Annotated in this window: 21 protein-coding genes and 1 pseudogene; 14 read left to right on the forward strand and 8 right to left on the reverse strand. The window is 72.2% G+C overall.

Features of this window, described 5'->3' with window-relative positions:
• Window positions 1-61: 61 nt before the first annotated feature.
• Both LGI35_RS25305 and LGI35_RS25310 read left to right on the forward strand, forming a co-directional pair.
• A complete protein-coding gene (locus LGI35_RS25305; protein ID WP_227296627.1) occupies window positions 62-1,633 on the forward strand; it encodes a sensor histidine kinase in 1,572 nt (523 codons plus the stop codon).
• Entirely contained in the window at window positions 1,630-2,277 is a 648-nt protein-coding gene (locus LGI35_RS25310) for a response regulator (protein WP_227296628.1), read from the forward strand. Before LGI35_RS25305 ends, LGI35_RS25310 begins: the two co-directional genes overlap by 4 nt.
• On the opposite strand, the gene LGI35_RS25315 is transcribed toward LGI35_RS25310, so the two are convergent.
• On the reverse strand, window positions 2,278-2,919 hold the full coding sequence (locus LGI35_RS25315; RefSeq protein ID WP_227296629.1) for a phosphatase PAP2 family protein: 642 nt from the start codon (window positions 2,917-2,919) through the stop codon (window positions 2,278-2,280).
• Between the two features lie 184 nt (window positions 2,920-3,103).
• Between LGI35_RS25315 and LGI35_RS25320 the strand changes: the two genes are divergently transcribed.
• Entirely contained in the window at window positions 3,104-3,907 is an 804-nt protein-coding gene (locus LGI35_RS25320; protein ID WP_227296630.1) for a hypothetical protein, read from the forward strand.
• Between the two features lie 605 nt (window positions 3,908-4,512).
• Here LGI35_RS25320 and disA read toward each other — a convergent pair.
• Together disA and radA are read right to left on the reverse strand one after the other, a co-directional pair.
• A complete protein-coding gene (gene disA / locus LGI35_RS25325) occupies window positions 4,513-5,637 on the reverse strand; it encodes a DNA integrity scanning diadenylate cyclase DisA (protein WP_227296631.1) in 1,125 nt (374 codons plus the stop codon).
• A gap of 112 nt (window positions 5,638-5,749) precedes the next feature.
• Window positions 5,750-7,159 (reverse strand): DNA repair protein RadA, encoded by a 1,410-nt coding sequence (radA, locus tag LGI35_RS25330; RefSeq protein ID WP_116511420.1) that lies wholly within the window; start codon window positions 7,157-7,159, stop codon window positions 5,750-5,752.
• Window positions 7,160-7,443: 284 nt separating this feature from the next.
• On the opposite strand from radA, the gene LGI35_RS25335 reads away from it, so the two are divergent.
• Complete coding sequence (locus LGI35_RS25335) at window positions 7,444-9,159, forward strand: BACON domain-containing protein (protein WP_227296632.1); 1,716 nt, start codon at window positions 7,444-7,446, stop codon at window positions 9,157-9,159.
• A 32-nt stretch (window positions 9,160-9,191) separates the two neighbouring features.
• Here LGI35_RS25335 and LGI35_RS25340 read toward each other — a convergent pair whose 3' ends face one another.
• Complete coding sequence (locus LGI35_RS25340) at window positions 9,192-10,121, reverse strand: DUF3109 family protein (RefSeq protein WP_227296633.1); 930 nt, start codon at window positions 10,119-10,121, stop codon at window positions 9,192-9,194.
• Between the two features lie 71 nt (window positions 10,122-10,192).
• Between LGI35_RS25340 and LGI35_RS25345 the strand changes: the two genes are divergently transcribed.
• From LGI35_RS25345 to ilvD, 4 genes are all read left to right on the forward strand, one after another.
• Entirely contained in the window at window positions 10,193-11,125 is a 933-nt protein-coding gene (locus LGI35_RS25345; protein WP_227296634.1) for a Ppx/GppA family phosphatase, read from the forward strand.
• 198 nt (window positions 11,126-11,323) lie between these two features.
• The gene (locus LGI35_RS25350) at window positions 11,324-12,148 is read left to right on the forward strand and encodes a sugar phosphate isomerase/epimerase family protein (RefSeq protein WP_227296635.1); all 825 of its coding nucleotides are present in this window, start codon (window positions 11,324-11,326) and stop codon (window positions 12,146-12,148) included.
• The gene (locus LGI35_RS25355) at window positions 12,145-12,777 is read left to right on the forward strand and encodes a TetR/AcrR family transcriptional regulator (RefSeq protein WP_116511413.1); all 633 of its coding nucleotides are present in this window, start codon (window positions 12,145-12,147) and stop codon (window positions 12,775-12,777) included. The genes LGI35_RS25350 and LGI35_RS25355 overlap by 4 nt, the downstream gene beginning before the upstream one ends.
• Window positions 12,778-13,024: 247 nt before the next feature.
• The gene (gene ilvD, locus LGI35_RS25360) at window positions 13,025-14,878 is read left to right on the forward strand and encodes a dihydroxy-acid dehydratase (protein ID WP_227296636.1); all 1,854 of its coding nucleotides are present in this window, start codon (window positions 13,025-13,027) and stop codon (window positions 14,876-14,878) included.
• Between the two features lie 300 nt (window positions 14,879-15,178).
• Here the strand turns inward: ilvD and LGI35_RS25365 are convergent, their stop codons facing one another.
• Complete coding sequence (locus LGI35_RS25365) at window positions 15,179-17,464, reverse strand: protein kinase domain-containing protein (RefSeq protein ID WP_227296637.1); 2,286 nt, start codon at window positions 17,462-17,464, stop codon at window positions 15,179-15,181.
• A 162-nt stretch (window positions 17,465-17,626) separates the two neighbouring features.
• Here LGI35_RS25365 and LGI35_RS25370 point away from each other — a divergent pair, with 162 nt between their 5' ends.
• On the forward strand, window positions 17,627-17,965 hold the full coding sequence (locus LGI35_RS25370) for a peptidase (protein ID WP_116511407.1): 339 nt from the start codon (window positions 17,627-17,629) through the stop codon (window positions 17,963-17,965).
• Between the two features lie 76 nt (window positions 17,966-18,041).
• On the opposite strand, the gene LGI35_RS25375 is transcribed toward LGI35_RS25370, so the two are convergent.
• Complete coding sequence (locus tag LGI35_RS25375; RefSeq protein WP_227296638.1) at window positions 18,042-18,752, reverse strand: alpha/beta fold hydrolase; 711 nt, start codon at window positions 18,750-18,752, stop codon at window positions 18,042-18,044.
• A gap of 250 nt (window positions 18,753-19,002) precedes the next feature.
• On the opposite strand from LGI35_RS25375, the gene LGI35_RS25385 reads away from it, so the two are divergent.
• Window positions 19,003-19,530 (forward strand): EamA/RhaT family transporter, encoded by a 528-nt coding sequence (locus tag LGI35_RS25385; RefSeq protein ID WP_227296639.1) that lies wholly within the window; start codon window positions 19,003-19,005, stop codon window positions 19,528-19,530.
• A gap of 232 nt (window positions 19,531-19,762) precedes the next feature.
• Window positions 19,763-20,536 (forward strand): class I SAM-dependent methyltransferase, encoded by a 774-nt coding sequence (locus LGI35_RS25390; RefSeq protein ID WP_227296640.1) that lies wholly within the window; start codon window positions 19,763-19,765, stop codon window positions 20,534-20,536.
• Between the two features lie 133 nt (window positions 20,537-20,669).
• Here LGI35_RS25390 and LGI35_RS25395 read toward each other — a convergent pair.
• A pseudogene (locus tag LGI35_RS25395) lies at window positions 20,670-21,833 on the reverse strand (SulP family inorganic anion transporter); the annotation flags it as partial.
• Window positions 21,834-22,165: 332 nt separating this feature from the next.
• Here LGI35_RS25395 and LGI35_RS25400 point away from each other — a divergent pair.
• The 3 genes from LGI35_RS25400 (at window position 22,166) to proC (ending at window position 24,662) form a co-directional block, all read left to right on the forward strand.
• Window positions 22,166-23,044: an ABC transporter ATP-binding protein gene (locus LGI35_RS25400; protein ID WP_423835723.1), complete on the forward strand. Its 879-nt coding sequence runs from the start codon at window positions 22,166-22,168 to the stop codon at window positions 23,042-23,044.
• Complete coding sequence (locus tag LGI35_RS25405; RefSeq protein ID WP_227296642.1) at window positions 23,041-23,778, forward strand: ABC transporter permease; 738 nt, start codon at window positions 23,041-23,043, stop codon at window positions 23,776-23,778. Before LGI35_RS25400 ends, LGI35_RS25405 begins: the two co-directional genes overlap by 4 nt.
• Before the next feature lie 71 nt (window positions 23,779-23,849).
• The gene (gene proC, locus LGI35_RS25410; RefSeq protein WP_227296643.1) at window positions 23,850-24,662 is read left to right on the forward strand and encodes a pyrroline-5-carboxylate reductase; all 813 of its coding nucleotides are present in this window, start codon (window positions 23,850-23,852) and stop codon (window positions 24,660-24,662) included.
• 808 nt (window positions 24,663-25,470) lie between these two features.
• Here the strand turns inward: proC and LGI35_RS25415 are convergent.
• Window positions 25,471-26,079 carry a cysteine hydrolase family protein gene (locus tag LGI35_RS25415; protein ID WP_227296644.1) on the reverse strand — a complete coding sequence of 203 codons (609 nt, stop codon included), beginning with the start codon at window positions 26,077-26,079 and terminating at the stop codon, window positions 25,471-25,473.
• Window positions 26,080-26,202 lie beyond the last annotated feature (123 nt).

Raw genomic sequence — 26,202 nt, forward strand, 5'->3', positions numbered from 1 at the left:
CGCCCGCCCCTGACGATCGGCAGGGGCGGCGACCCGGCCGGCGCTTGTACCGTCGGAAGACGTGAGACCTCCAGCCCGCAGCACGGGCCTCTTGCTCTGGGCGGCCCTGGCCGTCCCTGTCGCCGCCGCGGGGCGCCTCGGCCTGGAGCGAACCCCGCTGTGGGCGCAGCTCACCGGCCTCGCGGTGCTGGCCGCCGCGACGGCCCTGCACCGCACCTGGCCCGCGACGGCGCTCCTGCTCGCGGCCGCACCGGGCATCGCGACGTCGCCCTCCCTCTTCACGCTCTCGTACGGCTGCGCGCCGGCGGTCTTCGCCTTCCTGCTGGGCCTGCGCGGCACGGCGACGGGTGTCGCGCTGCTCTCGTTCGCGGCGGTGGCGGCGGCGGGCACGGCCAAGATCGCGGTACGCCAGGTCGACCCGGCCGCCGAGTGGCTGGTCCTCATGGGCACGCTGCTGTTCGGCGCGGTCTTCCCCTGGTTGATCGGCCGCTACTGGCGCCAGAGCCGGGAGCTGACCGCGGCGGGCTGGGCGCGGGCGGAGCAGCTGGAACGCGAGCACCGGATCATCGCCGACCGCGCGAGGCTGCGGGAGCGGGCCAGGATCGCCCAGGACATGCACGACTCACTGGGCCACGAACTGAGCCTCATCGCACTGCGCGCGGGCGCGCTCCAGGTGGCACCGGGCATGGCCGAGGCGCACCGCACGGCGGCGGCCGAACTGCGCGCGGCGGCGTCGGACGCGACGGACCGCCTGCACGACATGGTCGGCCTGCTGCGCGAGGACGACGAGCCGGCCCCGTTGGCGCCACCGGGCGAAAGCATCGCGGCCCTGATCGAAAGGGCGGCGGACTCAGGCCTCCCAGTGACCCTGCACAGAACAGACACCACCGCGACCAGCGCCACCACCACCCGAACCACTTACCGAGTGATCCAGGAAGCACTGACGAACGCGGCGAAGCACGCCCCCGGAGCCCCCGTCACCGTCGAACACGCGCAGAACGAGAGCGGGACGACGGTGGACATCACGAACGGCCGCCCCCGGCACCGCGCGGGCCCGGCGGGCAGCGGCACGGGCCTCATCGGCCTGCGGGCCGGCGTCACGGCACTGGGCGGCTCGTTCGAGGCCGGCCCGCACGGGGAGGGCTACCGCGTCAGCGCCAACATCCCGACCAGGAAGACAGCCGGCCCCGACACCGCAACACCGGGGGCCCTCTTCACATCGGCGAGGCGCCTGGCACACCGCAGGGTCGGGGTGGCGTTCGGGGCGGCGGCAGCGGTGGGGGCGGTCCTGATCGGAGGGGCGTTCGCCTGGTACGCGTACACGAAGACGCACGCGGTGCTGACGCCGACCGCGTACGTGGCCCTGAAGATCGGAACGCCGCTGGAGGAGACGGTCCCGCGGCTGCCGGACCGCACGATCAGCGACCCGCCGGTGGACCGGGCCCCGACCCCACCACCACCGGGAACGGACTGCCGCTACTACAGGGCGAGCGGCGAACTGTTCGTCCCCGTGGACCACTTCAGGCTCTGCTTCGACAAGGACGACCGCCACGAACTGCTGGAGAAGAGTGTGATCCCCAGGCCAGGCACAACGGACCAGGTGCAGGAACAGAGGCGGGAGTGGGCGAGATGATCCGAGTGCTGCTGGCGGACGACGAGGCGATGGTCCGGGCGGGCGTGAGCGCGATCCTCGCGGCGGGCGGCGACTTCGAGGTGGTGGCGGAGGCGGCGGACGGCCGCGAGGCGGTGAGCCTGGCGCAGGCCCACCGCCCCGACGTGGCGCTCCTGGACATCCGTATGCCGCGCCTGGACGGCCTGGCGGCGGCGGAGGAGATGGTACGAGCCGTGCCGGACACGGCGGTGGCGATGCTGACGACGTTCTCGGAGGACGCGTACGTGGCCCGTGCCCTGGCCGGCGGGGCCACCGGATTCCTCCTCAAGTCCGCTGACCCGCACGAACTGATGGCGGGGGTCAGGGCGGTGGCGGACGGTGCCGCGTTCCTGTCACCGAAGGTGGCACGTCACGTCATCGACGGCTTGGGGGCACAGCGCCTGGGCCGAGAGGCGGCGGCCAGGGCCCGCGTGGCCACGCTCACACCACGCGAACGGGAGGTGCTTGGCCTGGTGGGCGCGGGCCTCTCGAACCCGGAGATCGCGCGCCGCCTGCACCTGGTGGAGGGCACGGTGAAGGCCTACGTGAGCGCGGTCCTGGACCGCCTGGAGGTCAGGAACAGAGTGCAGGCGGCCATCGTGGCGTACGAGGCGGGCCTGGTCTGATCACCGCCGATGACCGCCGACGGCCACGTACCTGCCCACCACCCCCGGCCCGGCGAACCAGCGAACGGCCCCGCTCCCGGACCCCCGCATGGCAACGACGACCCGAGCCCCACTCCTCGCGCAGAGGCGCACCACGACGAACGAGACAAGAGCCCCGACCACCAGCCCCACCGCCACGTCGTGCGGGTAGTGGACGCCGACGAAGACGCGGGAGAAGGCCATGAGGAGGGCGAGCGGGATGGTGAGCCGGCCGATGGCGGGCCAGGCGAGGGTGAGGCCGACGGCGGAGGCGGCCGCGATGGTGGCGTGGTTGCTGGGGAACGACCAGTCGCCGTGAGGCGGACACGCGACAAGAGAGGTCAGGGCGCCGGATACGGCCCGGCAGGGACGCTCTTCGTCGACACCGGACTTGACCAGCTCGCTGCACACATAGGCGACGCCGGTGGCCAGCGGGGCGAGCACCGCGACGGCCAGGGCTCGTGGATCACCGCGTCGGGCCCGCCACCAGGCGGCGACGAAGAGCACGGCGAAGACCAACAGCCCCAGTTCGGTGAACACCTCCATGAGGTGCTGGAACCACGACGGGGTGTCGTGGGCGAAGCCGGTGATGTCGCGATAGAGGTCGGAGTCGAAGATTCCCATGACAGGGACGGTACGTAATGCCCCAGCACCGTCACATCCCGCGATGGTCTCGTCCCGTACCTGACGAAAGACAGGGGTTGTCCCGCGCCGAGACCGCCGCCCGGGACTATGATCCGCAAAACTCGTGGGCCGTGGCGGCGGGTGGGGGCGGGAGAACGGGCTGATCTCTCGTACAGTTTGCGCCGTGGGATCTCTGCGCAATCCGATCGGGCCGCTTCCCTCCACCATTTACTGGCGACGGAGGGCCGTTCTGCTGTCCATGGTGGCGCTGCTCGCGCTGCTGATCGTATGGGCCGTCAACTCCGGTGGCGGAGGCAGCAAGACCGGCGCCGGTGGCTCGAACGGCAAGGACACCGCGCCCTCCTCCATCACGCCCGGCCCCTCCGGGTCAGGACCGGCGATCAGCGAACACCCGGGCGGCCGCGACGAGTCGGGCGGTGGCGGCGGTGAGGACGGTTCCTCCGACGGCGCCAACGGCGAGGGTCCGGGCTCGGGTTCCGACACGGCCGGCTCAGGGGCGGGATCCGATGACGGCGCGAAGGGCGGCACGGGCGCGGGCGACCGACTCCCCGCGGGTTCGAGCCTGCCCGACTGCACGACAGGCGGCGTGACCCTGATGCTGCGCAGCGTCCACAACTCGTACGCGCCGGGCGACAAGCCGAAGTTCGAGCTGTCCGCCAAGAACACGACGGCGAAGGACTGCAAGGTCGATCTGGGCCCGAAGAGCGCGGTTCTGACGATCACTCAAGCGTCCAGCGACACCGAGATCTGGTCCTCCGGCGACTGTCCCAAGGGTGCCGGGAGCCTCCTGCTGCGCGTACCGGCGGGCGCCCACATCACGCACACCATCGAATGGGACCGCAAGGCGAGCGCCCCCGAGTGCGCAACCCCGAAGACGGGCCCGGCAACGCCAGGCACCTACCTGGTAGAGGCAAAGGCGCCCCAACTCCCCAAGTCCCAGACATCCTTCGTACTGGCCAAGGACTGACGCCGACCGCCGGCCCCTGACGGGAAATCCCGCCCGAAGCGCCAACCGGCGACGCGATCAGCCCCACAGAGAGACGGGCCAACAAGCGCCCACAGGCGGCCGGCCCGGCATGAAACGGGCGGGCCCAAAGCGCACCGACCGGCGATCAGCCCGGCATGAAACGGGCAGGCTCGAAGTGCACCGACCGGTGATCAGCCCGGCATGAAACGGGCAGGCTCAAAGCGCTCAAAGCGCAACCACCCACCGGTGTCCGCGTACGAAACGAGGAGGGAGCAGCGAGCACCCCACCGGCCGGTGGCCGCGTACGAAACAGGAGGGGCCGTGGCGGGATGTGCGCGCGGAGCCACCAGCACCACGTACAGGTAACCAACTGGGTGACGAGGCCCCGTAGAACAGCGAGCACGTACATCCCGGCGCGGTCCCGCACCCGAAGGCGGCGCCAGAGAACCACCCGAGGGCCGCAGGGGCCCCTGCAGCAGCGCCCACGAGCTCCGGGGCCTAGGCAGCAGCGCCCACGAGATCCGGGGCCCTAGGCGGCAGCGGCGACGAGCTCCTAGCCCTCAGCCACCAGCCCCCAGCCGCCAGCCACCAGCCCCCGAAAACTCCTAGACGTACCGCTCCAGGATCGACGACTCGGCCAACCGCGACAGCCCTTCCCGCACGCTCCGGGCGCGGGCCTCCCCGACGCCGTCCACCGTCTGCAGATCATCGACGCTGGCGGCGAGCAGCTTCTGCAGCCCGCCGAAGTGCTCGACGAGCCGGTCAATGATGGCCCCGGGCAGCCGAGGCACCTTCGCCAACAGCCGGAACCCACGAGGCGAAACGGCCGAGTCCAGGGTCTCCGGGGACCCGGTGTACCCCAACGCGCGTGCCACAGTGGGAAGTTCGAGAAGCTCGGCATGCGTCAGCGCGTCGAGTTCGAAGAGCGCCTCGTCAACGGTCCGGGACCGCTTGGCCGTAGGTTCGGGCACATAGTCCCGAATGACGAGCTCCCGCTCGGGCTCCACCCCGGCGATCAACTCGTCGAGCTGAAGGGCGAGCAGTCGCCCGTCCGTCCCGAGCTCCACCACGTACTCGGCGATCTCGGTGGCGATGCGCCGCACCATCTCCAGCCGCTGCGCGACCGCGGTCACATCGCGCACGGTCACGAGATCCTCGATCTCGAGCGCGGAGAGCGTCCCGGCCACCTCGTCCAAGCGGAGCTTGTACCGCTCAAGAGTGGCGAGCGCCTGATTCGCACGCGACAGAATCGCGGCCGAGTCCTCGAGAACGCGCCGCTGCCCGTCCACGTAAAGGGCGATGAGCCGCATCGACTGCGACACCGAGACCACGGGGAAGCTGACCTGCTTGCTCACCCGGTCCGCGGTGCGGTGCCGCGTGCCCGTCTCCTCCGTGGGGATCGTGGGGTCGGGCACCAACTGGACGCCCGCCCGCAGGATCTTGGTGATGTCCTTGTCGATGACGATGCCGCCGTCGAGCTTGCACAGCTCGCGCAGGCGCGTCGCGGTGAACTCGACGTCCAGGATGAAACCGCCGGTACACATCGACTCGACGGTCTTGTCCCAGCCGAGAACGATGAGTCCGCCGGTGTTGCCGCGGAGGATTCGCTCGAGGCCGTCACGCAGCGCCGTACCGGGCGCGACCGCGCTCAGTGAGGCGCGCATCAGCCCATCGGCACCGGAGCTCCCGCCGGACTTGCCGGGAGCTGCTGCCCGGTCGTTGGCTGCCACTGCACTCCTCCGGTCGCAGATGTCGCAGATATCGCAGAAGTCCCAGATCTTGCGAAACGCGCAGATCTTGAATGCCCAGGGTTCGTACGCACGGGCGAGACCAGGGCAAAGTCTACCGGCGCTCCTCCGTCTCCCGTGGGGCCTCTCGGCGACGGCTCCTCGGCAGCACGCGCAGAGCATCCCCCATGTCGGCGACTTCGGTGACCTTCATACCGGCGGGCACCTTGCCGGGATCGCTCGGCACGAGGGCGTGGGTGAAGCCGAGCCGGTGCGCCTCGGCGAGCCGGCGCTGCACGCCCGTCACCCGTCTGACCTCGCCCGCGAGGCCGACTTCACCGATCGCGACGAGGTTTTTGGGAAGCGGGGTGTCGCTCGCGGCGCTGGCGAGGGCGAGGGCGATCGCGAGGTCCGCGGCGGGCTCGGAGAGCTTCACGCCGCCGACGGTCGCGGAGTAGATGTCCCGCTTCCCCAGGGCGCTGATCCGCCCGCGCTGCTCCAGCACGGCGAGCATCATCGAGACGCGAGACGTCTCCAGACCGGACGTGGTGCGCCGAGGGGACGGGATCTGGGAGTCGACGGTGAGGGCCTGGACCTCGGCGACGAGAGGCCGCCGCCCCTCCAGGGTGACGGTCAGGCAGGTGCCCGGGACGGGTTCGTCGCGACGGGTGAGGAACAGCCCGCTGGGGTCGGCGAGTCCGGTGATGCCTTCGTCGTGCAACTCGAAGCAGCCGACCTCGTCGGTCGTCCCGTACCGGTTCTTCACGCCGCGCACGAGGCGCAGGCGCGCGTGCCGGTCGCCTTCGAAGGAGAGGACGACGTCCACGAGGTGCTCGAGGAGGCGGGGTCCGGCGATGGCGCCGTCCTTGGTGACGTGACCCACGAGGAGGGTGGCCATGCCGCGCTCCTTGGAGGCGCGGATCAGGGCGCCGGCGACCTCGCGGACCTGGGCCATGCCGCCGGGGGCGCCGTCGATCTCGGGGGAGGCGACGGTCTGTACGGAGTCCATGATCAGGAGGCTGGGCTTGACGGCGTCCAAGTGGCCGAGGACCGCGGACAGATCGGTCTCGGCGGCGAGATACAGATGGTCGTCGATCGCCTTGATGCGGTCGGCGCGCATCCGGACCTGGCTGGCCGACTCCTCGCCCGTGACGTACAGGGTGCGGTGCTCGTCGCTGGCGGCCTTGGCGGCGACGTCGAGCAGGAGGGTGGACTTGCCGACGCCGGGCTCGCCCGCGACCAGGACGACGGCGCCGGGGACGAGGCCCCCGCCGAGGACCCGGTCGAGCTCGGGCACGCCGGTGGAACGGGCGGTGGCCTGCCGGGCGTCGACCTGGCCGATCGGGACGGCGGACGTCGTGACCCGGCCGGGCGCGGTCGTCCGCACGGCGGGCGCGCCGTACTCCTCGACCGTCCCCCACGCCTGGCACTCGCCGCAGCGACCCAGCCATTTCGCCGTCTGCCAGCCGCACTCGGTGCAGCGGTAGGACGGCCGGTCCTTGCCGGATTTCGTACGGGCAGCCATGCACCGAACCGTAACCGAGACCACTGACAAGCCGGCGCCGACCACCATCACCCCGCCGCCACCTGCCGCTACCCGCCTCCCGCCACCACCCGTCGCCGCACGGAGGGCCCCGCGCCGGGTGTGCGCCCGTGCGCCCCGGCGCACATATATGCGCCGAGCGCATGTTCCCTTGTACGGAATTTAGTATTCCCGTCCCCCTTTGAGGGATCGTTTCACCCGTACGGATTAAATGTCCCCAAGGGGGAGGAAGGGTGCGCCACCATCCGCCTACGGTCGCACGGGTGATGACCAGCAGGCCGGAAACCCCCACGCAGACCACCGGCGCACACCGGGCGCACCGCGACGGGCCCGGGCGACCTGCGCCGCGGGCCGTACCCGCGCGCCCGACATCGCGCTACGAGCCTTACCTGGACGGCCTGTTCACGTACTGCCTGTCCGTCCTGTGCGATCACGACGACGCCGTCGCGGCGCTGGGCAATGCCCTGGCGCTCGCCGAACGCCGCGGCTCCCGCGGCCCCGAAACCGAGAGCGACCGTAAGGCGTGGCTGTACGCGCTCGCGCGCTGGTCGTGCCTGCGGGCGCTGGCGGAGGCGAAGCGTCGCAGACAGGGGACGCACTCGGGCCGCGCCCACCCCGAAGCCCCGCACGCCGAAGAGGCCCCTTCCGAGGAGATCCAGGCGCAGCGCCGCCGAGAGCTCGCGCTCCTGGCCTGGCCGGAGGCCGCCGGCACGACGCCCGAGCAGCGCGAGGCGCTGGAGCTGGCCGTACGGCATCAGCTGTCGCCCCGAGAAGTCGCCGCCGCACTGGGTACGGACCCGGGGCTCACCCGGGAACTGCTCGCCTCCGCCGCCTGCGAGGTGGAACGCACCCGCGCCGCTCTCGCCGTGGTGGAGACGGGCACCTGCCCGAGCGTCGCCCGCCTCACCGGAGACAACCAGCTGCTGCTGAGCTCCGCCCTGCGCCGCGAACTGGTCCGGCACGTCGACGACTGCCCCCGCTGCCGCCGCACCGCCGAGCGCGCCGCCCCCGGCGCCTGGCCCGGCACGGCGGTCACCCCGGCCGCCCTGCCCCTCGCGACGGCCCCGCGCGCGGCCCTGCACCGGGCGATGGCCCACGCCGACCGCCCCCAGCGAGGCGAGGCCCCCCGCTTCGACCGGCGTGGCTTCCCGATGGACCCCAAGGACAGGGCGGCCCGCCGGGACCGGCTACGCGCGCGTGCCGTCACGACGACGGTCGTCGCCACCGTCGTGGCCGCCCCGGTGCTGGCGCTGTGGGCGGCGTACCGGGGGGCGCCGCAGACGGGCGAGGGTCAGGACGGGCGCTCGATCAGCGCGAGCGAGGCCGGCGACCCGGGCGGGCTCGACGGCAACCGCGCGGACGGCGCCTACGAGAACGCGGGCAACGCGCGCACGACCCCCGACCCGCGTTTCACCGCGGGCAGCCGCTCCCCGGACGTCTCCGTGGAGGTCATCAGCCCCGGCGGGCCCTCGCGCTCCGGCCCGGGCCGGCTCACCGTGGAGGCGCAGCCGAGCGGCTCCGCGACCCTCATCACGCTGACGGCGTCCGGGAGTTCACCGGTCCACTGGTCCGCACACACCGGAGCGAGCTGGCTGTACCTGACGAGCACGTCGGGAACCCTGCGGCCCGGAGAGTCGTTCACGATCCGGGTGTACGTCGATCACGACCGGGAGCCCGCCGGTCACTGGTCGGCGCGCATCGGCATCGACCCCTCAGGGGCAGTCATCTCAATGGAGGGACACGGGAGTTCGGGACCCTCGCAGCCCGGCACCTCGGACCCGGGCCCCGACCCGTCGAACACGGGAAACCCGGGCCCCCGCCCGTCCGACCCCACGCCGTCCGACCCGGGCCCGTCCGACCCGGACCCCACCCCGTCCGGCCAGAGCCCCACGCCGTCCGATCCGTCACCGAGCCCGTCGGCCCCCACGGACTCGTCACCGCCGCCGGGTGACGGCGGCGGCGCGAGCCCGAGCGGCGGCTAGCGCGGGCCGGTGGGAGCCGGCGGGGGCAGGTCTCAGGAAGCGGTGGTGGGATCCGCCGGATGCGGCGCGAGCAGCGGCAGCTGGGAGGCCAGGCGCTCCTCGCACAGCTCGGCGAGACGGTCGTAGCCCTCCTTGCCCATGAGCTCGGTCAGCTCGGGCCGGTAGGAGACGTACACCGGGTCGCCCGCCCCGTGGGCCGACGTCGCCGAGGTGCACCACCAGTGCAGATCGTGGCCGCCCGAACCCCAGCCGCGGCGGTCGTACTCACCGATGGACACCTGGAGCACGCGAGTGTCGTCGGGCCGGTCGATCCACTCGTAGGTCCGGCGGACCGGCAGCTGCCAGCACACGTCCGGCTTGGTCTCCAGGGGCTCGCGGCCCTCCTTGATCGCCAGGATGTGCAGCGAGCAGCCCGCGCCGCCCTTGAATCCGGGCCGGTTCTGGAAGATGCACGAGCCCTTGTACGGGCGGGTCTGGCGCTCGCCGTCCTCGTCCTCGGAGACCCAGCCCGTCTGCGTACCGACATCGTGGTGCTGCCAGATGTCGGGCGTGAGCCGCGCCACGAACCCGGCCACGCGCTTCTCGTCGTCCTCGTCGGAGAAGTGGGCGCCGAGCGTGCAGCAGCCGTCGTCCGCGCGGCCCGCCTGGATGCCCTGGCAGCCGCTCCCGAAGATGCAGCTCCAGCGCGAGGTCAGCCACGTCAGGTCGCAGCGGAAGATCTGCTCGTCGTCCGCGGGGTCGGGGAACTCGACCCAGGCGCGGGCGAAGTCCAGACCCTTCTCGTCAGGGGCGGAACCTTTCGGCGATGACACCTTCGGCGATGAACCCTTCGTACCGGACTGCTTCGTCCCTGATTCCTTGGACTTCGGCGCCTTCGACGGCTTAGTGGCCGACTTGGCTTCCTTGTCGCTCTTACCGCGCTTGTCGCTCTTGTCGGCGTTGGCCTTTTTCGTCTTTGGCACGGTTCCAGGGTAAGCGCGCTGCGGTGCCCTCGGGGACTGACGTCCGCGCCACGCGCAGTAGCGTTCCGTATATGAGACTCGGTGTCCTCGACGTGGGTTCGAACACGGTGCACTTGCTTGTGGTGGACGCGCACCCGGGCGCGCGCCCGCTGCCCGCGCACTCGCACAAGGCGGAGCTGCGGCTCGCGCAACTCCTCGACGACCGCGGCGCCATCAGCCCCGACGGCGTGGCCCGGCTGACCGCCACCGTGCGGGACGCCCTGGAGGCGGCCGAGGACAAGGGCGTCGAGGACCTCGTGCCCTTCGCCACCTCGGCCGTACGCGAGGCCAGCAACGCGGACGAGGTACTCGCCCGGGTCAAGGAGGACACCGGCGTCGAGCTGCGCGTCCTCACCGGCGAGGAGGAGGCCCGGCTCACCTTCCTCGCGGCCCGTCGCTGGTTCGGCTGGTCGGCCGGGAAGCTGCTCGTCCTGGACATCGGCGGCGGCTCCCTCGAGATCGCGTACGGCATCGACGAGGAGCCCGACGCCGCGGTGTCGCTGCCGCTCGGTGCGGGCCGTCTGACGGCGGGCTGGCTGCCGAGCGACCCGCCGGACCCTGCGGACATCAAGGCGCTGCGCAGGCACGTACGGGCGCAGATCGCACGCTCGGTCGGCGAGTTCACGCGCTTCGGCAAGCCCGATCACGTCGTGGCCACGTCCAAGACGTTCAAGCAGCTCGCACGCCTGGCCGGAGCGGCCCGCTCCACCGAGGGGCTGTACGTCCAGCGGGAGCTGAAGCGCAAGTCCCTGGAGGACTGGGTGCCGCGCCTGGCCGCGATGACGGAGGCGGAGCTCGCCGAGCTCCCCGGGGTCTCGGAGGGCCGCGCGGGCCAGCTGCTCGCGGGCGCGCTGGTGGCCGAGGGGGCCATGGACCTGTTCGGGGTGGAGACCCTGGAGGTCTGCCCCTGGGCACTCCGGGAGGGCGTGATCCTCAGGCGGCTCGACCACATGCCGGGGGTCTGAGGGCGCATGGCGTCGCCGGAGGCCGGGGCGCGGTCACCGGCACCGGGCGGGGACGGCTCCGGTCACCGCCCGGGTCCGCCCGCTCGGGTCTGCCGTCAGGGCCCGCCCGTCGGACCGCCGCCGTACTGAGGCGCACCCCACAGCACCCGCGGGCCGACCACCTCCCCGGGCCTCAGCCGGGGCCCGTACTCTGTCTCCGTGGCAGAACCAGTGGTGCGCATCCCGGATGCGAAGGTCGCCCTGTCGACGGCCTCGGTCTATCCGGAGTCGACGGCGACGGCCTTCGAGATCGCGGCACGCCTGGGCTACGACGGCGTCGAGGTCATGGTCTGGACCGACCCCGTCAGCCAGGACATCGAGGCCCTGCGTCGGCTCTCCGACTACCACCAGGTCCCGATCCTCGCCGTGCACGCGCCCTGTCTGCTGATCACGCAGCGCGTCTGGTCCACGGACCCGTGGACCAAGCTCCAGCGCGCGAAGTCGGCGGCCGAGAAGCTGGGCGCGTCCACGGTCGTCGTCCACCCGCCCTTCCGCTGGCAGCGCCAGTACGCGCGCGACTTCGTCGACGGCATCTGGCGCATGGCCGACGAGACGGACGTCCGCTTCGCTGTCGAGAACATGTACCCCTGGCGCTACCGCGACCGCGAGATGCTCGCGTACGCCCCCGACTGGGACGTCACCAAGCACGACTACCGGCACTTCACGATCGACCTCAGCCACACCGCCACGGCCCGCACCGACGCGATGTCGATGATCGACCGCATGGGCGACCGCCTCGGCCACGTCCATCTCGCGGACGGCAGGGGATCGGCGAAGGACGAGCACCTGGTCCCCGGCCGCGGCACGCAGCCCTGCGCCGAGCTCCTGGAGCGCCTCGCCCTGACCGGCTTCGACGGGCACGTCGTGATCGAGGTCAACACCCGCCGCGCCATGTCCAGCGCCGAACGTGAGGCCGACCTCGCCGAGGCCCTCGCCTTCACCCGTCTGCACCTCGCGTCGGCGGTCCGGGTCCCCCGCTCATGACCGACCCGGACGTCCCGCCCGTACGCCGCAGGGGGCGGCCCTCCCGTACGCAGACGGAGGCGGCGGGCCCCGCGACCCGCGACCGCATCCTGGAGGCCGCTCGCGCGGAGTTTTCCGAGCGCGGCTACGAGAAGACGTCGGTACGCGGCATCGCCAAGGCGGCGGGCGTGGACGCGGCGCTGGTGCACCACTACTTCGGTACGAAGGAGCAGGTGTTCGAGGCGTCCATCGAGGTCGCCTTCGCCCCCGCCCTGGACGCGCCGGCCGCGATCGAGGACGGCCCGCTGGACGGCGTCGGCGAGCGCCTCACCCGCTTCATCTTCTCCGTGTGGGAGAACCCGGCGACGCGCGCCCCGCTTCTCGCGATCGTCCGCTCGGCCGTGAACAACGAGACCGCGGCGGCCGTCTTCCGGCGCCTGGTCGCCGTACAGCTGCTGCGGAAGATCGCCCGGCAGCTGGACCTGCCGCCCGAGGAGGCCGAGCTCAGGGCGGAGCTGGCGGCGGCGCAGCTCGTGGGGATCGCGATGCTGCGTTACGTGATCAAGGTGGAACCGCTGGCGTCGGCGGACATGGAGCGGATCGTCGAGCGGGTGGCACCGGTGGTGCAAGGACATCTGACGGGGGAGTGACGAGCCCCTGCGGGCACGTGCTGTGCGCTCGGAGTAGGCGGACGGGCTGACGGAGCCGGGCGGGCGCCCGGACGGGACACGGGGCCGGGGTGCCCGGACGGGACGCCACCGTCGGAGGCACGCAGGGCGAGACGCGCGTCCCGTATTCCGGACACCCTGTCCGGATCTTGGATCGGCGGCGTACGCTCGATAGCAGCCCTATCTGCCGCACGGGCCCCTGAAAGGGCCCTTGAAGGAGCGAGCGACGATGCCCGAGCTGAGGTCCCGCACAGTCACCCACGGACGCAACATGGCGGGCGCACGCGCCCTTATGCGTGCCTCCGGGGTACCCGGTGCGGACATCGGCCGGAAGCCGATCATCGCCGTGGCCAACTCGTTCACCGAGTTCGTGCCCGGCCACACCCACCTCCAGCCGGTCGGCCGCATCGTCTCCGACGCGATCACGGCGGCGGGCGGCATCGCGCGCGAGTTCAACACGATCGCCGTCGACGACGGCATCGCGATGGGCCACGGCGGCATGCTCTACTCGCTCCCCTCCCGCGACCTGATCGCGGACAGCGTCGAGTACATGGTCGAGGCGCACTGCGCCGACGCCCTGATCTGCATCTCGAACTGCGACAAGATCACGCCCGGCATGCTGATGGCGGCCCTGCGCCTGAACATCCCGACGGTCTTCGTCTCCGGCGGCCCGATGGAGTCCGGCCGCGCCACCCTGGTCGACGGCACCGTCCGCACGCTCGACCTGGTCGACGCGATCTCCGATGCCGTGAACGACAAGATCTCGGACGAGGACATCCTCCGTATCGAGGAGAACGCCTGTCCGACCTGCGGCTCCTGTTCCGGCATGTTCACGGCCAACTCGATGAACTGCCTGACAGAGGCCATCGGCCTCTCCCTCCCCGGCAACGGCACGGTCCTCGCGACGCACACGGCCCGCAAGGCGCTGTACGAGAACGCGGCCCGCACCGTCATGGACATCACGCGCCGGTACTACGAGGAGGACGACGAGTCGGTCCTGCCGCGTAACGTCGCCACCTTCGCCGCCTTCCAGAACGCCATGGCCCTCGACATCGCCATGGGCGGCTCCACCAACACGATCCTGCACCTGCTGGCCGCCGCGCAGGAGGCGGGCGTCGCCTTCGGTCTGGACGAGATCAACGAGGTCTCGCGCCGCGTGCCGTGCCTCTCCAAGGTCGCGCCGAACGTGGCGAAGGACCGCACGTACTACATGGAGGACGTGCACCGCGCCGGCGGCATCCCCGCCCTGCTGGGCGAGCTCCACCGCGCCGGCCTCCTGAACGAGGACGTCCACTCCGTCCACAGCCCGTCACTCTCCGACTGGATGAAGACGTGGGACGTGCGCGCGGGCTCCCCGTCCGCGGAGGCCGTCGAGATGTGGCACGCGGCCCCCGGCTGCGTCCGCTCGGCGGAGGCGTTCTCCCAGTCGGAGCGCTGGGAAGCCCTCGACATGGACGCCGAGAACGGCTGCATCCGGTCCGCCGAACACGCGTACTCGAAGGACGGCGGCCTCGCGGTCCTCAGGGGCAACCTGGCGGTCGACGGCTGTGTCGTGAAGACGGCGGGCGTCGACGAGTCGATCTGGACGTTCGAGGGTCCGGCGGTCGTCTGTGAATCGCAGGAGGAAGCCGTCGACAAGATCCTCAAGAAGGAGGTCACGCACGGCGACGTCGTGGTCATCCGCTACGAGGGTCCCAAGGGCGGCCCCGGCATGCAGGAGATGCTCTACCCGACGTCGTTCCTCAAGGGCCGCGGCCTCGGCAAGACCTGCGCCCTGGTCACGGACGGCCGCTTCTCCGGTGGCACGTCGGGCCTGTCGATCGGCCACGCCTCGCCCGAGGCGGCGTCCGGCGGCACGATCGCCCTCGTCCAGGACGGCGACCGCATCCGCATCGACATCCCGAACCGTTCGATCGAGCTCCTCGTCTCCGACGACGAGCTGGCCACCCGCCGCGCCGCCCTGAACGGCGTCTACGCCCCGGTCGCCCGCGACCGCAAGGTCTCGGCCGCCCTGCGCGCCTACGCCGCGATGGCGACGAGCGCGGACAAGGGCGCGGTGCGGGACGTCTCGAAGCTGGGTTGAGAGCGGGCCGGCTGCCGCCGGGTGAACTGGTGGCCCGGCTCTGGTTCCGGCCCTGAAGTCGGCGTCGGCCTTGGCGCCGGTTCTGACTTCGGCTCTGGTTCCGCCTGAGGCGTGAGCCCGCCCGGCGGCGAATTCGCCGCCGGGCGGGCTCACGTCTGTACGAGGGCGGGGTCGGGCATGCGTGGTGTCGCGGCCGCGGTCATCAGGGCGGGCCAGGGCTGCGGTCATCAGGGCACGGCCCGGGCCGTGGGCGCCAGGGCCTGGCGCGGCCCCGGTCACCAGGACCCGTGCGGCCCCACGTCACCAGCGCCCGGGCTCCCGCCCGTCCACCCCGAACACGCTTCCGTCGGGCGCGCTCCCGTAGACGCGTCCTCCCTCACCCACGACGGGCGCGGGCAACTCCCCGACCACCCGCCCGGGTTCACTCCCGAGCCGGGGGCGCGTCTGGCCGAGGGGCTTGCCGGTGCGGATGTCGGTGGCGAGCAGGCGGCCGTCGGGGGCGGTGAGGTAGAGCGTCCGGTCCGATACGACGGGCCGCGAAGGGCGGCTGACCGAGGTCTCCAGGCGCCAACGGACCGCGCTCCGCGGCCTCGCGGCCGTGGTGTCGACGGCGACGAGCGAGCCGCCGGCTCCGTACACGTAGGCGATGCCGCCGCTCTCGGTGGCCTCGGCCTGGTCCGCGGGCGTGGTCAGCGGGAACCGGGCTGCGGTCCGGTCGGCGGTGTCGAGCCGTACGACCGCGTCCACCAGGAGGTCCGTGTCGGTGGACAGCAGGTACACGGCGCCGTCCGACGCACCGAAGGGGCTGAGGCTGCCCGTAGCCTCAGCGGTCCACTTCACGGCGCCCTCGTGGGCGTCGATCGCGCTGACCGACGTGGTGCCTCCGTCGGCGGACGCCGTCACGGCGAAGAAGTCGCCGTTGCCGCCCGGCCCGGCGATCCACTGGGTGCCGAGGCCTCCGACGTGCTTTGTCCACCGCGGCTTGCCGGTCGCGCTGTTCAGGGCGCGCACGGTACCGCCCGATCCGATCAGCAGCGTCGTGTCCGCGCCGTGTTCCACGGCCTCGTACGCGGACGCGTCGACGGCCCAACGCTCCTCGCCCGTACGGGGATCCAGAGCCCTGATGCGGCCGTCGTCGACCAGGTGCAGCAGTCCTCCGGACAGCGTGGGCGCAGCCGGAGTGGCCCGCTGCGCCGCCGTGCCGGAGCTGTGCCGCTCGCCGGGAGAGGCCGAGGCCCAGACGATGTGGCCGTTCAGAGGGTCGAGGCGCGCTGTCCTGCCGCCGCTGACGCAGTAAAGGGCACCTGGCCCGGAGACACACGCCGGGGCGGTGTCGCTCGCGCCGCCGAGGGTCTTGTGCCAGGGCTTGAAGGAGTCGGCTTGTTGCCGCACGGCCGTTCCGCCGGGGCCGGTCCCGTCACCGTCTTCCGCCGTGAGCAGCGCGATGCCTGCGCCGACGGCCGCCAGCGCGAGTACGGCTCCTGCCGTCAGCGCCCAGCGGCGACGGTGCCACGGTGACTCGGCAGTGGCTCTTTCGCTCGGCCGGGAGTGGGTGGGCTGGTCCGCCCGGGACGCGGGGGAGTCCTGGCCGGCGGATGCGGATGCGGGTGCGGGCCGGTCCTGGCGGCGGATCCGCCGGGTCCACTGGGTGCTCTGCTCGCGTCCGCCGTCCGCGTCCGGCTGCCTGTCCGCGTCCCGCTGCCCGCTCGGGCGCCGCTGGGCCGGTATGAACGCGCCCGCCCCAGCGCTGGTCCCGGCCGTGGAAGGCTGCCGGAGCGCCTCCATGATCTCGCCCGGCAGGGGCCGCTCCCCGGGATCCTTCGCGAGGCAACGCCTGATCAACGGCGCGAGGTCCTCGGGCGCCCCGGCCAAGTCCGGCTCGTTGTGGACGACTTGGTAGGCGACGATGTACGGGCTGTTGGAGTCGAAAGGTCCACGCCCTGTCGCCGCGTGGGCCAGCACGGCGCCCATGGCGAACACATCCGCGGCGGGCCCCACTTCACGCGGCCGCTGGAACTGCTCGGGCGCCATGAAGGGCGGCGAACCGATCAACTTGCCCGTCTCGGTCCGCAGATCACTGTCCGTCGGGCGGGAGATGCCGAAGTCGATGACTTTCGGGCCGTCGGCGGCGAGCAGGACGTTGCTCGGCTTGAGGTCGCGGTGCACGACGCCGACGCGATGGATGTCGCGCAGCGCCTCGGCGAGCCCCGCACCCAGCCTGCGTACGTCGCCGGGCGCCAGCGCGCCGTTCCGCTTCACCCGCTCGGCGAGCGTGTCGCCGGGGATGAACAGCGTCGCCATCCAGGGCAGTTCGGCATGCGGATCCGCGTCGACCACCGGCGCGGTGAAGGCACCGCTGACCCTTCGCGCGGCATTGACCTCCTGCCGGAAACGGGCCCGGAACTCGGGATCCGCCGCGTACTCGGCGTGTACGACCTTGATGGCGAGGCGCAGCCCCGAAGCGGACGTCGCCAGGTGCACCACACCCATGCCGCCCGCGCCGAGGCATGACTCAAGACGGTACTGCCCGGCGTACTCAGGATGTTCCGCTTCCCGGCCCGTCCCGGTGCTGCGCAGCGGCGGCATCGCCCACCCCCGTGTCTGTGTCCGCAAGCGCGACGCACGGAGCCTAGTCGATGGTGCGTGCGATGTCGGAGGGGCTTGCTAGCCTGCGCGGGTCGCACGGCACGTACGCATGTTCATGGACGTCGGAGACGGACGTCAGAGTGATCAACGGGGGAGAACGGCATGGCTGTTGAGGACGGTACGGGAACGGTTGAGGGCATCGCGGCGGATGAGGCCGGGGGGTCGGCGGAGGAGCTGAGCGCCGACGCGCTCGCCATCCGCTATCCGGTCGCCCCCGGAGTCCGCCTGAAGGTACGCAGCGGACCGGGCACCCACTACCAGCTGGTCAAGGTCCTGCCGCTGGGCGCCCGAGTACCGATCAACTGCCAGAAGCCGGGCGAGACCATCAGCGGCACGTACGGCACGACGAACCTCTGGGACAACATCGCCAACGGCCAGTACGTCTCCGACGCGTACGTGAAGACCGGCAACGACGGCTACGTGGCGCCGCGCTGCGCGTAGCGGACGGCGGGGGCCGGTCGCGTACTCCGACGTGCGCGACCGGCCCCGTCACGTCACCGCCGGCCCAGGGCAGCCCTCACCCGGCCCCTCGACCCCCGGCCTCCTCAAGAAGAATCCGCGCCAGCGCCTCGGGCCGGGAGAACATCGGCCAGTGCCCCGTGTCCATCTCCCGCAGCCGCCAGTTCTCGCCGCGCAGAAGCTCGACCACGTCGTCCGTCGGCTCGGGCCCGTCGAGCAGGCACTTGATGTACGTCGCCGGAAGCTCGCCCGCCGGACGGGACAGCACGGCCGGCTCCGACAGGGACGCCCCCGGATGCGGCGTGGACCCGCCCACGAACCGCGCGACCTGCGCGTCGTCGAGCCCCTGCCCCTCGCACTCGGGCGCAGTCAGCGGCGGCCAGTGACCATCGTTCGCCGCGAGTACGGCCTCCAGCGCCGCCGGCCCCTGCCACCACCCGGACACGAACGACTCCCCGTCCGCCGGGACATTCGAGTCGACGAACACCACACGCTTCAGCCGGTCACCGATCCGCTCGGCGGCCTGACCGACCGGGATGCCCGAGTAGCTGTGCCCGACCAGGACGACATCGCGCAGTCCGAGGCGCTCCACCTCGTCGACGATGTCCTGGACATGGGTCTTCTGCCCGGCCGGAACGCCCTGCTTGTCGGCGACCCCGGAGAGCGTCACGGCGTGCGCGCCATGCCCGGCCGCGCGCAGCTCCGGCACCACGTCGTCCCACGCCCACGCTCCGAGCCACGCGCCTGCGACTAGTACGTATTCCGTCATGCGGGCAATGTAGGGGAGGGGTCCGACAACGCCCCGGACCTGCCTGGCTCCATCCCAGCCCCGCCCCAGCCCTGCCCCAGCCCCGCCCCAGCCTCTCCCCAGGCCCGCCCGAGCCGCACCCAGCTTCTCCCCAAGCCCTCACCCCAGCTCACCTCGGCCTCCCCAAGTCCCACCCCCAGCTCACCTCGGGCCTGACCCCAGCCCCACCTCCGAGCCCGGAGCCGCCGAGGGCGCCCGCCATAATCGACATGTGAGCGACGAATCCGGCACCCCCCGCCCCGCCCCCGAGACCCCGGAAGCGGCCGGCGGCATCACAGCGGGCCCCCAGCCCGAGGAGATCCGTTTCTTCGGCAGGACCTGGGTCGAGCACGACGGTGGCTACACCTGGCGCCGCGTCGCGGTCGGCGCGGGCGCGCTCGTCGGCGCGGCGGCCGGCTGTTTCGTGCTGCGCTTCGCGTACGAGGGCTTGGCCATCGCCGACGTCGGTTCCTTCGTGAACGTACTCGTGGTCCTGATGTTCGCGATCTGCAGCGCCCTCGCCTTCCGCCGCACGTGGGACGGTTTCTCCAAGCGCCCGGACCCCGAGGCGCAGGCGTCGTTGCGCGGCTTCATGTCGATCGGCTTCGTCGGCGTACTGCTCGCCTACTGCCTGCGCTGCTTCTCCGAGGCCCCGGGCGAGAAGCTCCGCAGGCAGGAGTACGCGACCGCCCGCGAACAGTACGAACGCCGCAGCACGCGCCGCACCGGCAACCCGTCGAAGAAGAAGCGCAAGCGCTGACGCCTACGGGCCTATGGGCCTACGGGCCTACGGGTCCATTGGCTCACGGGCTCGCGGACTTACGGCCCACAGGTTCATGGCCCCGCAGGCTCACAGGCTCACAGGCACGCGAGCCCACGGGAACCTGGGCCCACGGGAACATGGGCCCACAGGCACGCGTACATCCGCCACCGTTGCCCGAGCCGCACCCCACGTACTGACGAGAGTCCCCCGCACAGGACAGGATGGCGGCATGCCCACCGTCTCGCGCGCCCACTCGTTCAACGCCGCGGCCGCCCAGTACGCGGCGAACCGCCCGTCCTACCCGCCCGCCCTCCTGGACGCCGTCGAGGACGCCGCCGGACGGCCCCTCGCCGGCGCTCGCGTGGCCGACGTGGGCGCCGGAACCGGCATCTCGACCGCCCTCTTGCACGCGCGCGGCGCCCGTGTGGTCGCCGTCGAGCCGGGCCAGGGCATGGCGGTCGAATTCCGCCGGGCGCTGCCCGGCGTACCGATCGTGCGGGGCGACGGCAACGCCCTCCCCCTCGCCGACGCCTCCCTGGACCTCCTCACCTACGCCCAGTCGTGGCACTGGACCGAGCCGGCCCGCTCGGCCCCCGAGGCGATGCGGGTCCTGCGTCCGGGCGGCGCGCTCGCGCTGTGGTGGAACACCGTTGCCCTCGACGTCCCGTGGATCGCCGCGCAGCACGAGCGCATCGCGCGCCACGTAGGCGTGGAAACGGGCGCCAGACAGCGTCCCGACGAGGCCCGCGCCACCGAACTGTCGGGCCTTACGGACCTGCCGGGACGCGGCGAGGTCACCCTTCGGCATGTGCGCTGGAGCCGGCTTGTCCCGCTGGACACGCACCTCGCCAACATCGGCAGCCACTCGGCGTTCCTCGTCCTCGAAGAGGGCGAGGCGCAGGCCTTCCTCACCGAGGAACGCGCCCGGGTCGGCGAACTCTTCCCGGACGGCACGGTGGAGGAGACCTACGTGGTCGAACTCCTGGTAGCCACCCGCACCTGACCTGACCCACAGCGACCACGACACCGGCGGTCGCCCCGCTCTCTCACGAACCGGCGGTCGCCCCGCTCACTCTCACGACACCGGCGGCGCCCCCACAGCCACCACGACACCGGTGGCCGCTTCCCTCGCAACCTCACGACGCCGTCGTCCGCACGCGTCCCGCCACCCACCCCTCCAACGCCGTGGCACACGCGTGATCAAGGTGCCTCAGCCCACCCAGTTCCAGCCGCACGCCCCGGTCGGCAGGCAACGCCTCCAGCGCGTCGAGCAGCTTCGGCAGCCGCAGAAACGTGGCGTTGCCGGCCACCCGTACGACCAGCCCGGCGGTCCCCCGGTCCTCGGTCCTCGGTCCGCACCTGTACGTGGCTGATGTCCCACGCCGTCTTCGCGACGGCCGGCGCGAGCCCCGCCAGCACTCCTTCGAAGAGATTCGTGGCGACGATCGCGAACGCCGTCACCGCGAGCACCACCGTCTCGCCTCGATGCTCACGCCACAGCTGCACCGACTCCCGCACCCGCACCCGCACCCGCACCAGCTCGCAGCCCGCGTGCACCAGGAGCCCCGCGAGCCCGCGAGCGCCGCCACCGGAATCAGCCCCAGCGCGGCGGGCAGCACAGCGGCGAACAGCAGCAACCACACCCCGTGAAGGACCCGCGACGCCTTGGTCCGCGCCCCGGCCCGCACATTGGCCGCGCTCCGCACGACCATGGCGGTCGTGGGCAGCGCCCCGAGCACCCCGCACACCGTGTTCCCGGCGCCCTGGGCGATCAGCTCCTTGTCGTAGTCCGTCCGCGGCCCGCCGTGCAGTGGGTCCACGGCCGCCGCGCTGAACAGGGACTCCGCGGACGCGATCAGCGCGAACGCGAGGACGGTGCCGACGACCCCGGCCTGCGTCAGCAGCCCCGTACTCGCCGGCGAGGGCAGTTGCACCGCGTCGAACAGTCCGCGCACCTTCACCCTGCGCACCGGTAATCCGAACGCCCCGGTCACGGCGGCCGCCCGCCCGATCGCCGCCGACGGCGCGGGCAGCAGTCGCGCCACCGGCCGCCAGCGAGGCCACAGCACCGGTACGAAGACGGTCCCGGCACCGGCGCCGACCGCGAGCGCGACGGGATCCGACGTACCAGGCAGCGCCGCGAGCCCGAGCACCTTGCCCACCCCGCTCGCGGGCACGGACGCGGCGTCCCCCATCGCGTACTCCTGACCTGCGACGAGTACGAGGCCGATCCCCGCGAGCGGCCCCTGCACAACGGCGACGGACACGGCCCGGAAGCACCTCCCGAGCCGCAGCGCCCCCCTCGGATGAGGCGACGGGGAAGACGACGGGCTTGGGAGCCAGGGGGCGAGGGATGGGCGGGGGAGCGGGAAATACCTGCATGACGCTTCTGGGGCGCACCTCCGGGAGAGGCGCGTGGGCGCCACCAGTGGGGGAGACCCGGGCACTGAAATCCACTGTCACGTAAGGAAGTTGAGGGCGAGCCGAACTGCGGCTACGCCGCGACGCCCTCGGAAGCGCGGAGTCGCCCGCCCTCGGACGCTCCGCTTCCGATCGCTCCCGCGAGCGCCGGCGCCGCCAAAGCGCCCCCGACCGCTTGACGCCCCGACCTCACCCGAGGAATATTCATCACGTGATGAATATTCCCGAAGGGGCATCCTCCCCGGAGCCCGCCCCCTCCCCCTCTCCCTCCCTCTCTCCCTCTCCGTTTCCCTCTGCTCCGCCCTCCTCCTCGCTCACCTCGGCGCCGGAACCACCGGCGGCCGCCGTCCGCGCCACGGACCTCACCGTCGTCCGAGGCCCCCGCCCCGTCCTGCACTCCCTGGACTTCACCGTCCCCCGAGGTCAGATCACCGGCCTCCTCGGCCCTTCGGGCTGCGGCAAGTCCACGCTCATGCGCGCGATCGTCGGAACCCAGGCCAAGGTCACCGGCACGCTCACCGTCCTCGGCCACCCGGCAGGCTCCGCCGAACTCCGCTCCCGCATCGGATACGTCACCCAAGCCCCCTCCGTCTACGCAGACCTGACCGTCCGCCAGAACCTCGACTACTTCTCGGCAGTACTCCAGCCGGGTCGCGCGGCCGCCTCCCACCGCCGGGACGACGTCGCCCGCGTCATCACCGAAGTGGACCTCACCTCCCATGCCGACGCTCTTGCCGGCAACCTCTCGGGCGGCCAGCTCAGCCGGGTCTCCCTCGCCGTCGCCCTCCTCGGCACCCCCGAACTCCTCGTCCTCGACGAGCCCACCGTCGGCCTCGACCCCGTCCTGCGCCGCGACCTGTGGAACCTCTTCCACTCCATCGCCGCCGAGCGGGGCGCCACGATCCTCGTCTCCTCGCACGTCATGGACGAGGCCGAGCGCTGCCACCGCCTCCTCCTCATGCGCGAAGGCGAGATCCTCGCCGACGACAGCCCCGACGCCCTGCGCACCGGCACCGGCGCCGCCACCGTCGAAGACGCTTTCCTCCACCTCGTCGACCAGGCCAACACCCTCCAGCGGAGCCCCCGATGAACGCAGCCCGCACCCTCGCCACCGCAGCCCGAGTCCTGCGCCAGCTCCGCCACGACCCGCGCTCCATCGCCCTGATGCTGCTCGTCCCGTGCGTGATGCTCTTCCTGCTCCGCTACGTCTTCGACGGCAGCCCCGGCACCTTCGACTCCATCGGGGCCTCCCTCCTCGGCATCTTCCCGCTCATCACGATGTTCCTGGTCACGTCCATCGCCACCCTGCGCGAACGCACCTCGGGCACCCTCGAACGCCTCCTCGCCATGCCCCTCGGCAAGGGCGACCTCATCGCCGGTTACGCCCTCGCCTTCGGCGCCCTCGCGGTCGTCCAGTCCGTACTGGCGACGGCCCTCGCCCTGTGGGGCCTCGGCCTCGACGTCACCGGCTCCGCCTGGCTCCTGCTGCTGGTCGCCCTCCTCGACGCCCTGCTCGGCACCGCCCTCGGTCTCTTCGTCTCCGCGTTCGCGGCCTCCGAGTTCCAGGCCGTCCAGTTCATGCCGGCGGTGATCTTTCCCCAGCTGCTCCTGTGCGGCCTGTTCATCTCGCGCGAGAAGATGCAGCCCGTCCTCGAAGGGATCTCCAACGTCCTCCCCATGTCGTACGCCGTCGACGGCATGAACGAAGTCCTCCGCCACACCGACCTCACGGCCGGCTTCATCCGCGACGCGGCCGTCGTCGCCGGCTGCGCCGTCCTCGTCCTGACCCTCGGCGCCGCAACACTCCGTCGCCGTACGGCCTGACCGCTGCCGATGCGAGGATGACCCCGACGGACGCAACCGCACCGAACCCCGCGCCCCGAAGGGTGGCCTCCATGCCCCAGCAGCACGTCGCAGTCCTCGGCACCGGAAAGATCGGCGAGGCCCTGCTCAGCGGAATGATCCGAGCGGGCTGGGCCCCTGCCAACCTCCTGGTCACGGCCCGCCGCCCGGAACGCGCCGAAGAGCTCCGCACCCGCCACGGCGTCACCCCCGTCACCAACGCGGAAGCCGCCAAGCGGGCCGACACCCTGATCCTCACGGTCAAGCCCCAGGACATGGGCGCCCTCCTCACCGAACTCGCCCCGCACCTCCCCGCCGACCGCCTGGTCATCAGCGGCGCGGCGGGCATCCCCACCACGTTCCTCGAGGAGCGCCTCCCCGAAGGCACCCCCGTCGTGCGCGTCATGACGAACACGCCCGCCCTCGTCGACGAGGCCATGTCCGTCATCTCCGCCGGCTCTCACGCCACGGCAGCCCACCTCGCCCACGCCGAGGAGATCTTCGGCGCCGTCGGCAAGACGCTCCGCGTCCCCGAGTCCCAGCAGGACGCCTGCACCGCCCTGTCCGGCTCGGGCCCGGCGTACTTCTTCTACCTGGTCGAGGCCATGACCGACGCGGGAATCCTGCTCGGCCTGCCCCGCGACAAGGCCCACGAGCTGATCGTCCAGTCCGCGATCGGCGCCGCCACGATGCTCCGCGACAGCGGCGAACACCCCGTCAAGCTCCGCGAAAACGTCACCTCCCCCGCCGGCACCACCATCAACGCCATCCGCGAACTCGAAAGCCACGGAGTCCGCGCCGCCCTCATCGCCGCCCTGGAAGCCGCCCGAGACCGCAGCCGCGAACTGGCCTCCGGCAACAGCTGATCCCACGGACACACGCCCCGCGGACGCACGCCCCGCGGACGCACGCCCCTTACGGCCGCAACACCCACGCCGCTCTGATCACCCACCTGGGCGACGCCTGGCCTGTCCGTCCCCGGCCTCACTACCCCGGCTGAGGCGACGCCTGGCCTGTCCGTCCCCGGCCTCACTACCCCGGCTGGGGCGACGCCCGGTCTGGCTACCCCCTGCCTGCGGCGATGTGAGGCCTGGCTTATATCCCCAGCCCGACTACCCAAGGCGGGCTACCCCGGCCTGGCCATCTCCGGACCGGCTGATCCTGGCCCTTGCCGAAGCTCGGCCCGTCCTGCCCCCGCGCCTTCTACTCGGAACTGGGGGCCGGACCGGAACCCGGGGCCGGCCCGACGGGGCGGCGAGCTCCACCTCGGCTGGGCCTGCCTGGCCTGGCCCGGCCCTGCCCTGCCCGGCCCTTGGCCCCGGCAGGCCCGGGCCGTAGCGGCCCGCCGCACCTGGCCGCCGATCTGGCCGGCCCACCACGGCGGCGCCCCGTCGCCCCCTCCGTGCCGCAATGCACCCGCCCGCGCGAACCATGCCCTGCGAGGACGACCCACCTCAGCGCCGCGACGACCCGCACCGGCCTGGACGCGACAACTCACCCCGCAGGGCCGCCGATCCGGTCATCCCGGCGCCTCACGAACCGCGTGGCACGGTGATGCCGCACCGGCGCCGCGACGGTTCGCGCCCTGTGTGGACGCGGCTGCCCGAGCCACCTGGCTGCCCCGGTGCCGCCCGCCCCGCACGCATGCGGGCGACACCGAACCAGTACCGACCGTCACCCGCGAAGCGCCCCCGCCCCCGACTCCGCCGCAGCCACAACCTCCGCCGTCGTGACCACCCGGGAGAAGCCGCCCCCGTGCAGCGACACCGCCGAGGCCTGGGCCAGCTCCTCCGCTGTGCGGCGCCAGCCGAACGGGCCCTCCAAGTCGAAGGTGTACGTCGCGTCCAACGCGAACAGCACCTCGTACCCCAGATTCCCGCCCATCCGTGCCGTCGTCTCCGCGCACATGTTGGTCTGGATCCCGGCCACGACGAACTGCCCGATGCCGGCCGCCTTGAGCCACGCGTCCAGGTCCGGCGTCCCGTAGAACGCCGAGTTCACGGACTTCGTCACCAGGAGCTCCGCCCCGTCCCCCTTCCCACGCCGCTTCTCCACGTACTCCTTGAAGCCGTTCCCGGCATACCCCGGCCGCAACGGCGACTGAGGCTTCGGCGAGTCATGCCGCACGAAGACGACCGGTCGCCCCGTCGACTGCCACGCGTCGATCAGCGACGCGATGTTCTCGTCAGCCTCAGGGTTGTTTCGCGGTCCCCAGAACCCCTCCTCCTCGAACCCCTTCTGCACGTCCACCACGATCAGCGCTGCGTTCTCTGCTATCTCCATGCCCACGATGCTCCCGCCGTGAGCGCGCCTGCCCCAGAGGCGCAAAAGACAGCGATCGATGGTTTACTGCCACCGTGCCGCATCCAGACCCACATGCAGACCCGCATGCAGACCCACACGCAG

This window comes from Streptomyces longhuiensis, assembly GCF_020616555.1.
In the GTDB taxonomy this organism is placed as follows: domain Bacteria; phylum Actinomycetota; class Actinomycetes; order Streptomycetales; family Streptomycetaceae; genus Streptomyces; species Streptomyces longhuiensis.

Excerpts from the sequence above, each read along its gene's own strand:
- LGI35_RS25315 (WP_227296629.1), bottom strand. The coding sequence starts at position 2,919 with ATGGGAATCTTCGACTCCGACCTCTATCGCGACATCACCGGCTTCGCC.
- LGI35_RS25365 (WP_227296637.1), bottom strand. The coding sequence starts at position 17,464 with ATGCCGCCGCTGCGCAGCACCGGGACGGGCCGGGAAGCGGAACATCCT.
- LGI35_RS25405 (WP_227296642.1), top strand. The coding sequence starts at position 23,041 with ATGAACGCAGCCCGCACCCTCGCCACCGCAGCCCGAGTCCTGCGCCAG.
- radA (WP_116511420.1), bottom strand. The coding sequence starts at position 7,159 with ATGGCTGCCCGTACGAAATCCGGCAAGGACCGGCCGTCCTACCGCTGC.
- LGI35_RS25375 (WP_227296638.1), bottom strand. The coding sequence starts at position 18,752 with ATGACGGAATACGTACTAGTCGCAGGCGCGTGGCTCGGAGCGTGGGCG.
- ilvD (WP_227296636.1), top strand. The coding sequence starts at position 13,025 with ATGCCCGAGCTGAGGTCCCGCACAGTCACCCACGGACGCAACATGGCG.
- LGI35_RS25415 (WP_227296644.1), bottom strand. The coding sequence starts at position 26,079 with ATGGAGATAGCAGAGAACGCAGCGCTGATCGTGGTGGACGTGCAGAAG.
- LGI35_RS25310 (WP_227296628.1), top strand. The coding sequence starts at position 1,630 with ATGATCCGAGTGCTGCTGGCGGACGACGAGGCGATGGTCCGGGCGGGC.
- LGI35_RS25345 (WP_227296634.1), top strand. The coding sequence starts at position 10,193 with ATGAGACTCGGTGTCCTCGACGTGGGTTCGAACACGGTGCACTTGCTT.
- LGI35_RS25335 (WP_227296632.1), top strand. The coding sequence starts at position 7,444 with ATGACCAGCAGGCCGGAAACCCCCACGCAGACCACCGGCGCACACCGG.
- LGI35_RS25355 (WP_116511413.1), top strand. The coding sequence starts at position 12,145 with ATGACCGACCCGGACGTCCCGCCCGTACGCCGCAGGGGGCGGCCCTCC.
- proC (WP_227296643.1), top strand. The coding sequence starts at position 23,850 with ATGCCCCAGCAGCACGTCGCAGTCCTCGGCACCGGAAAGATCGGCGAG.
- LGI35_RS25390 (WP_227296640.1), top strand. The coding sequence starts at position 19,763 with ATGCCCACCGTCTCGCGCGCCCACTCGTTCAACGCCGCGGCCGCCCAG.
- LGI35_RS25370 (WP_116511407.1), top strand. The coding sequence starts at position 17,627 with ATGGCTGTTGAGGACGGTACGGGAACGGTTGAGGGCATCGCGGCGGAT.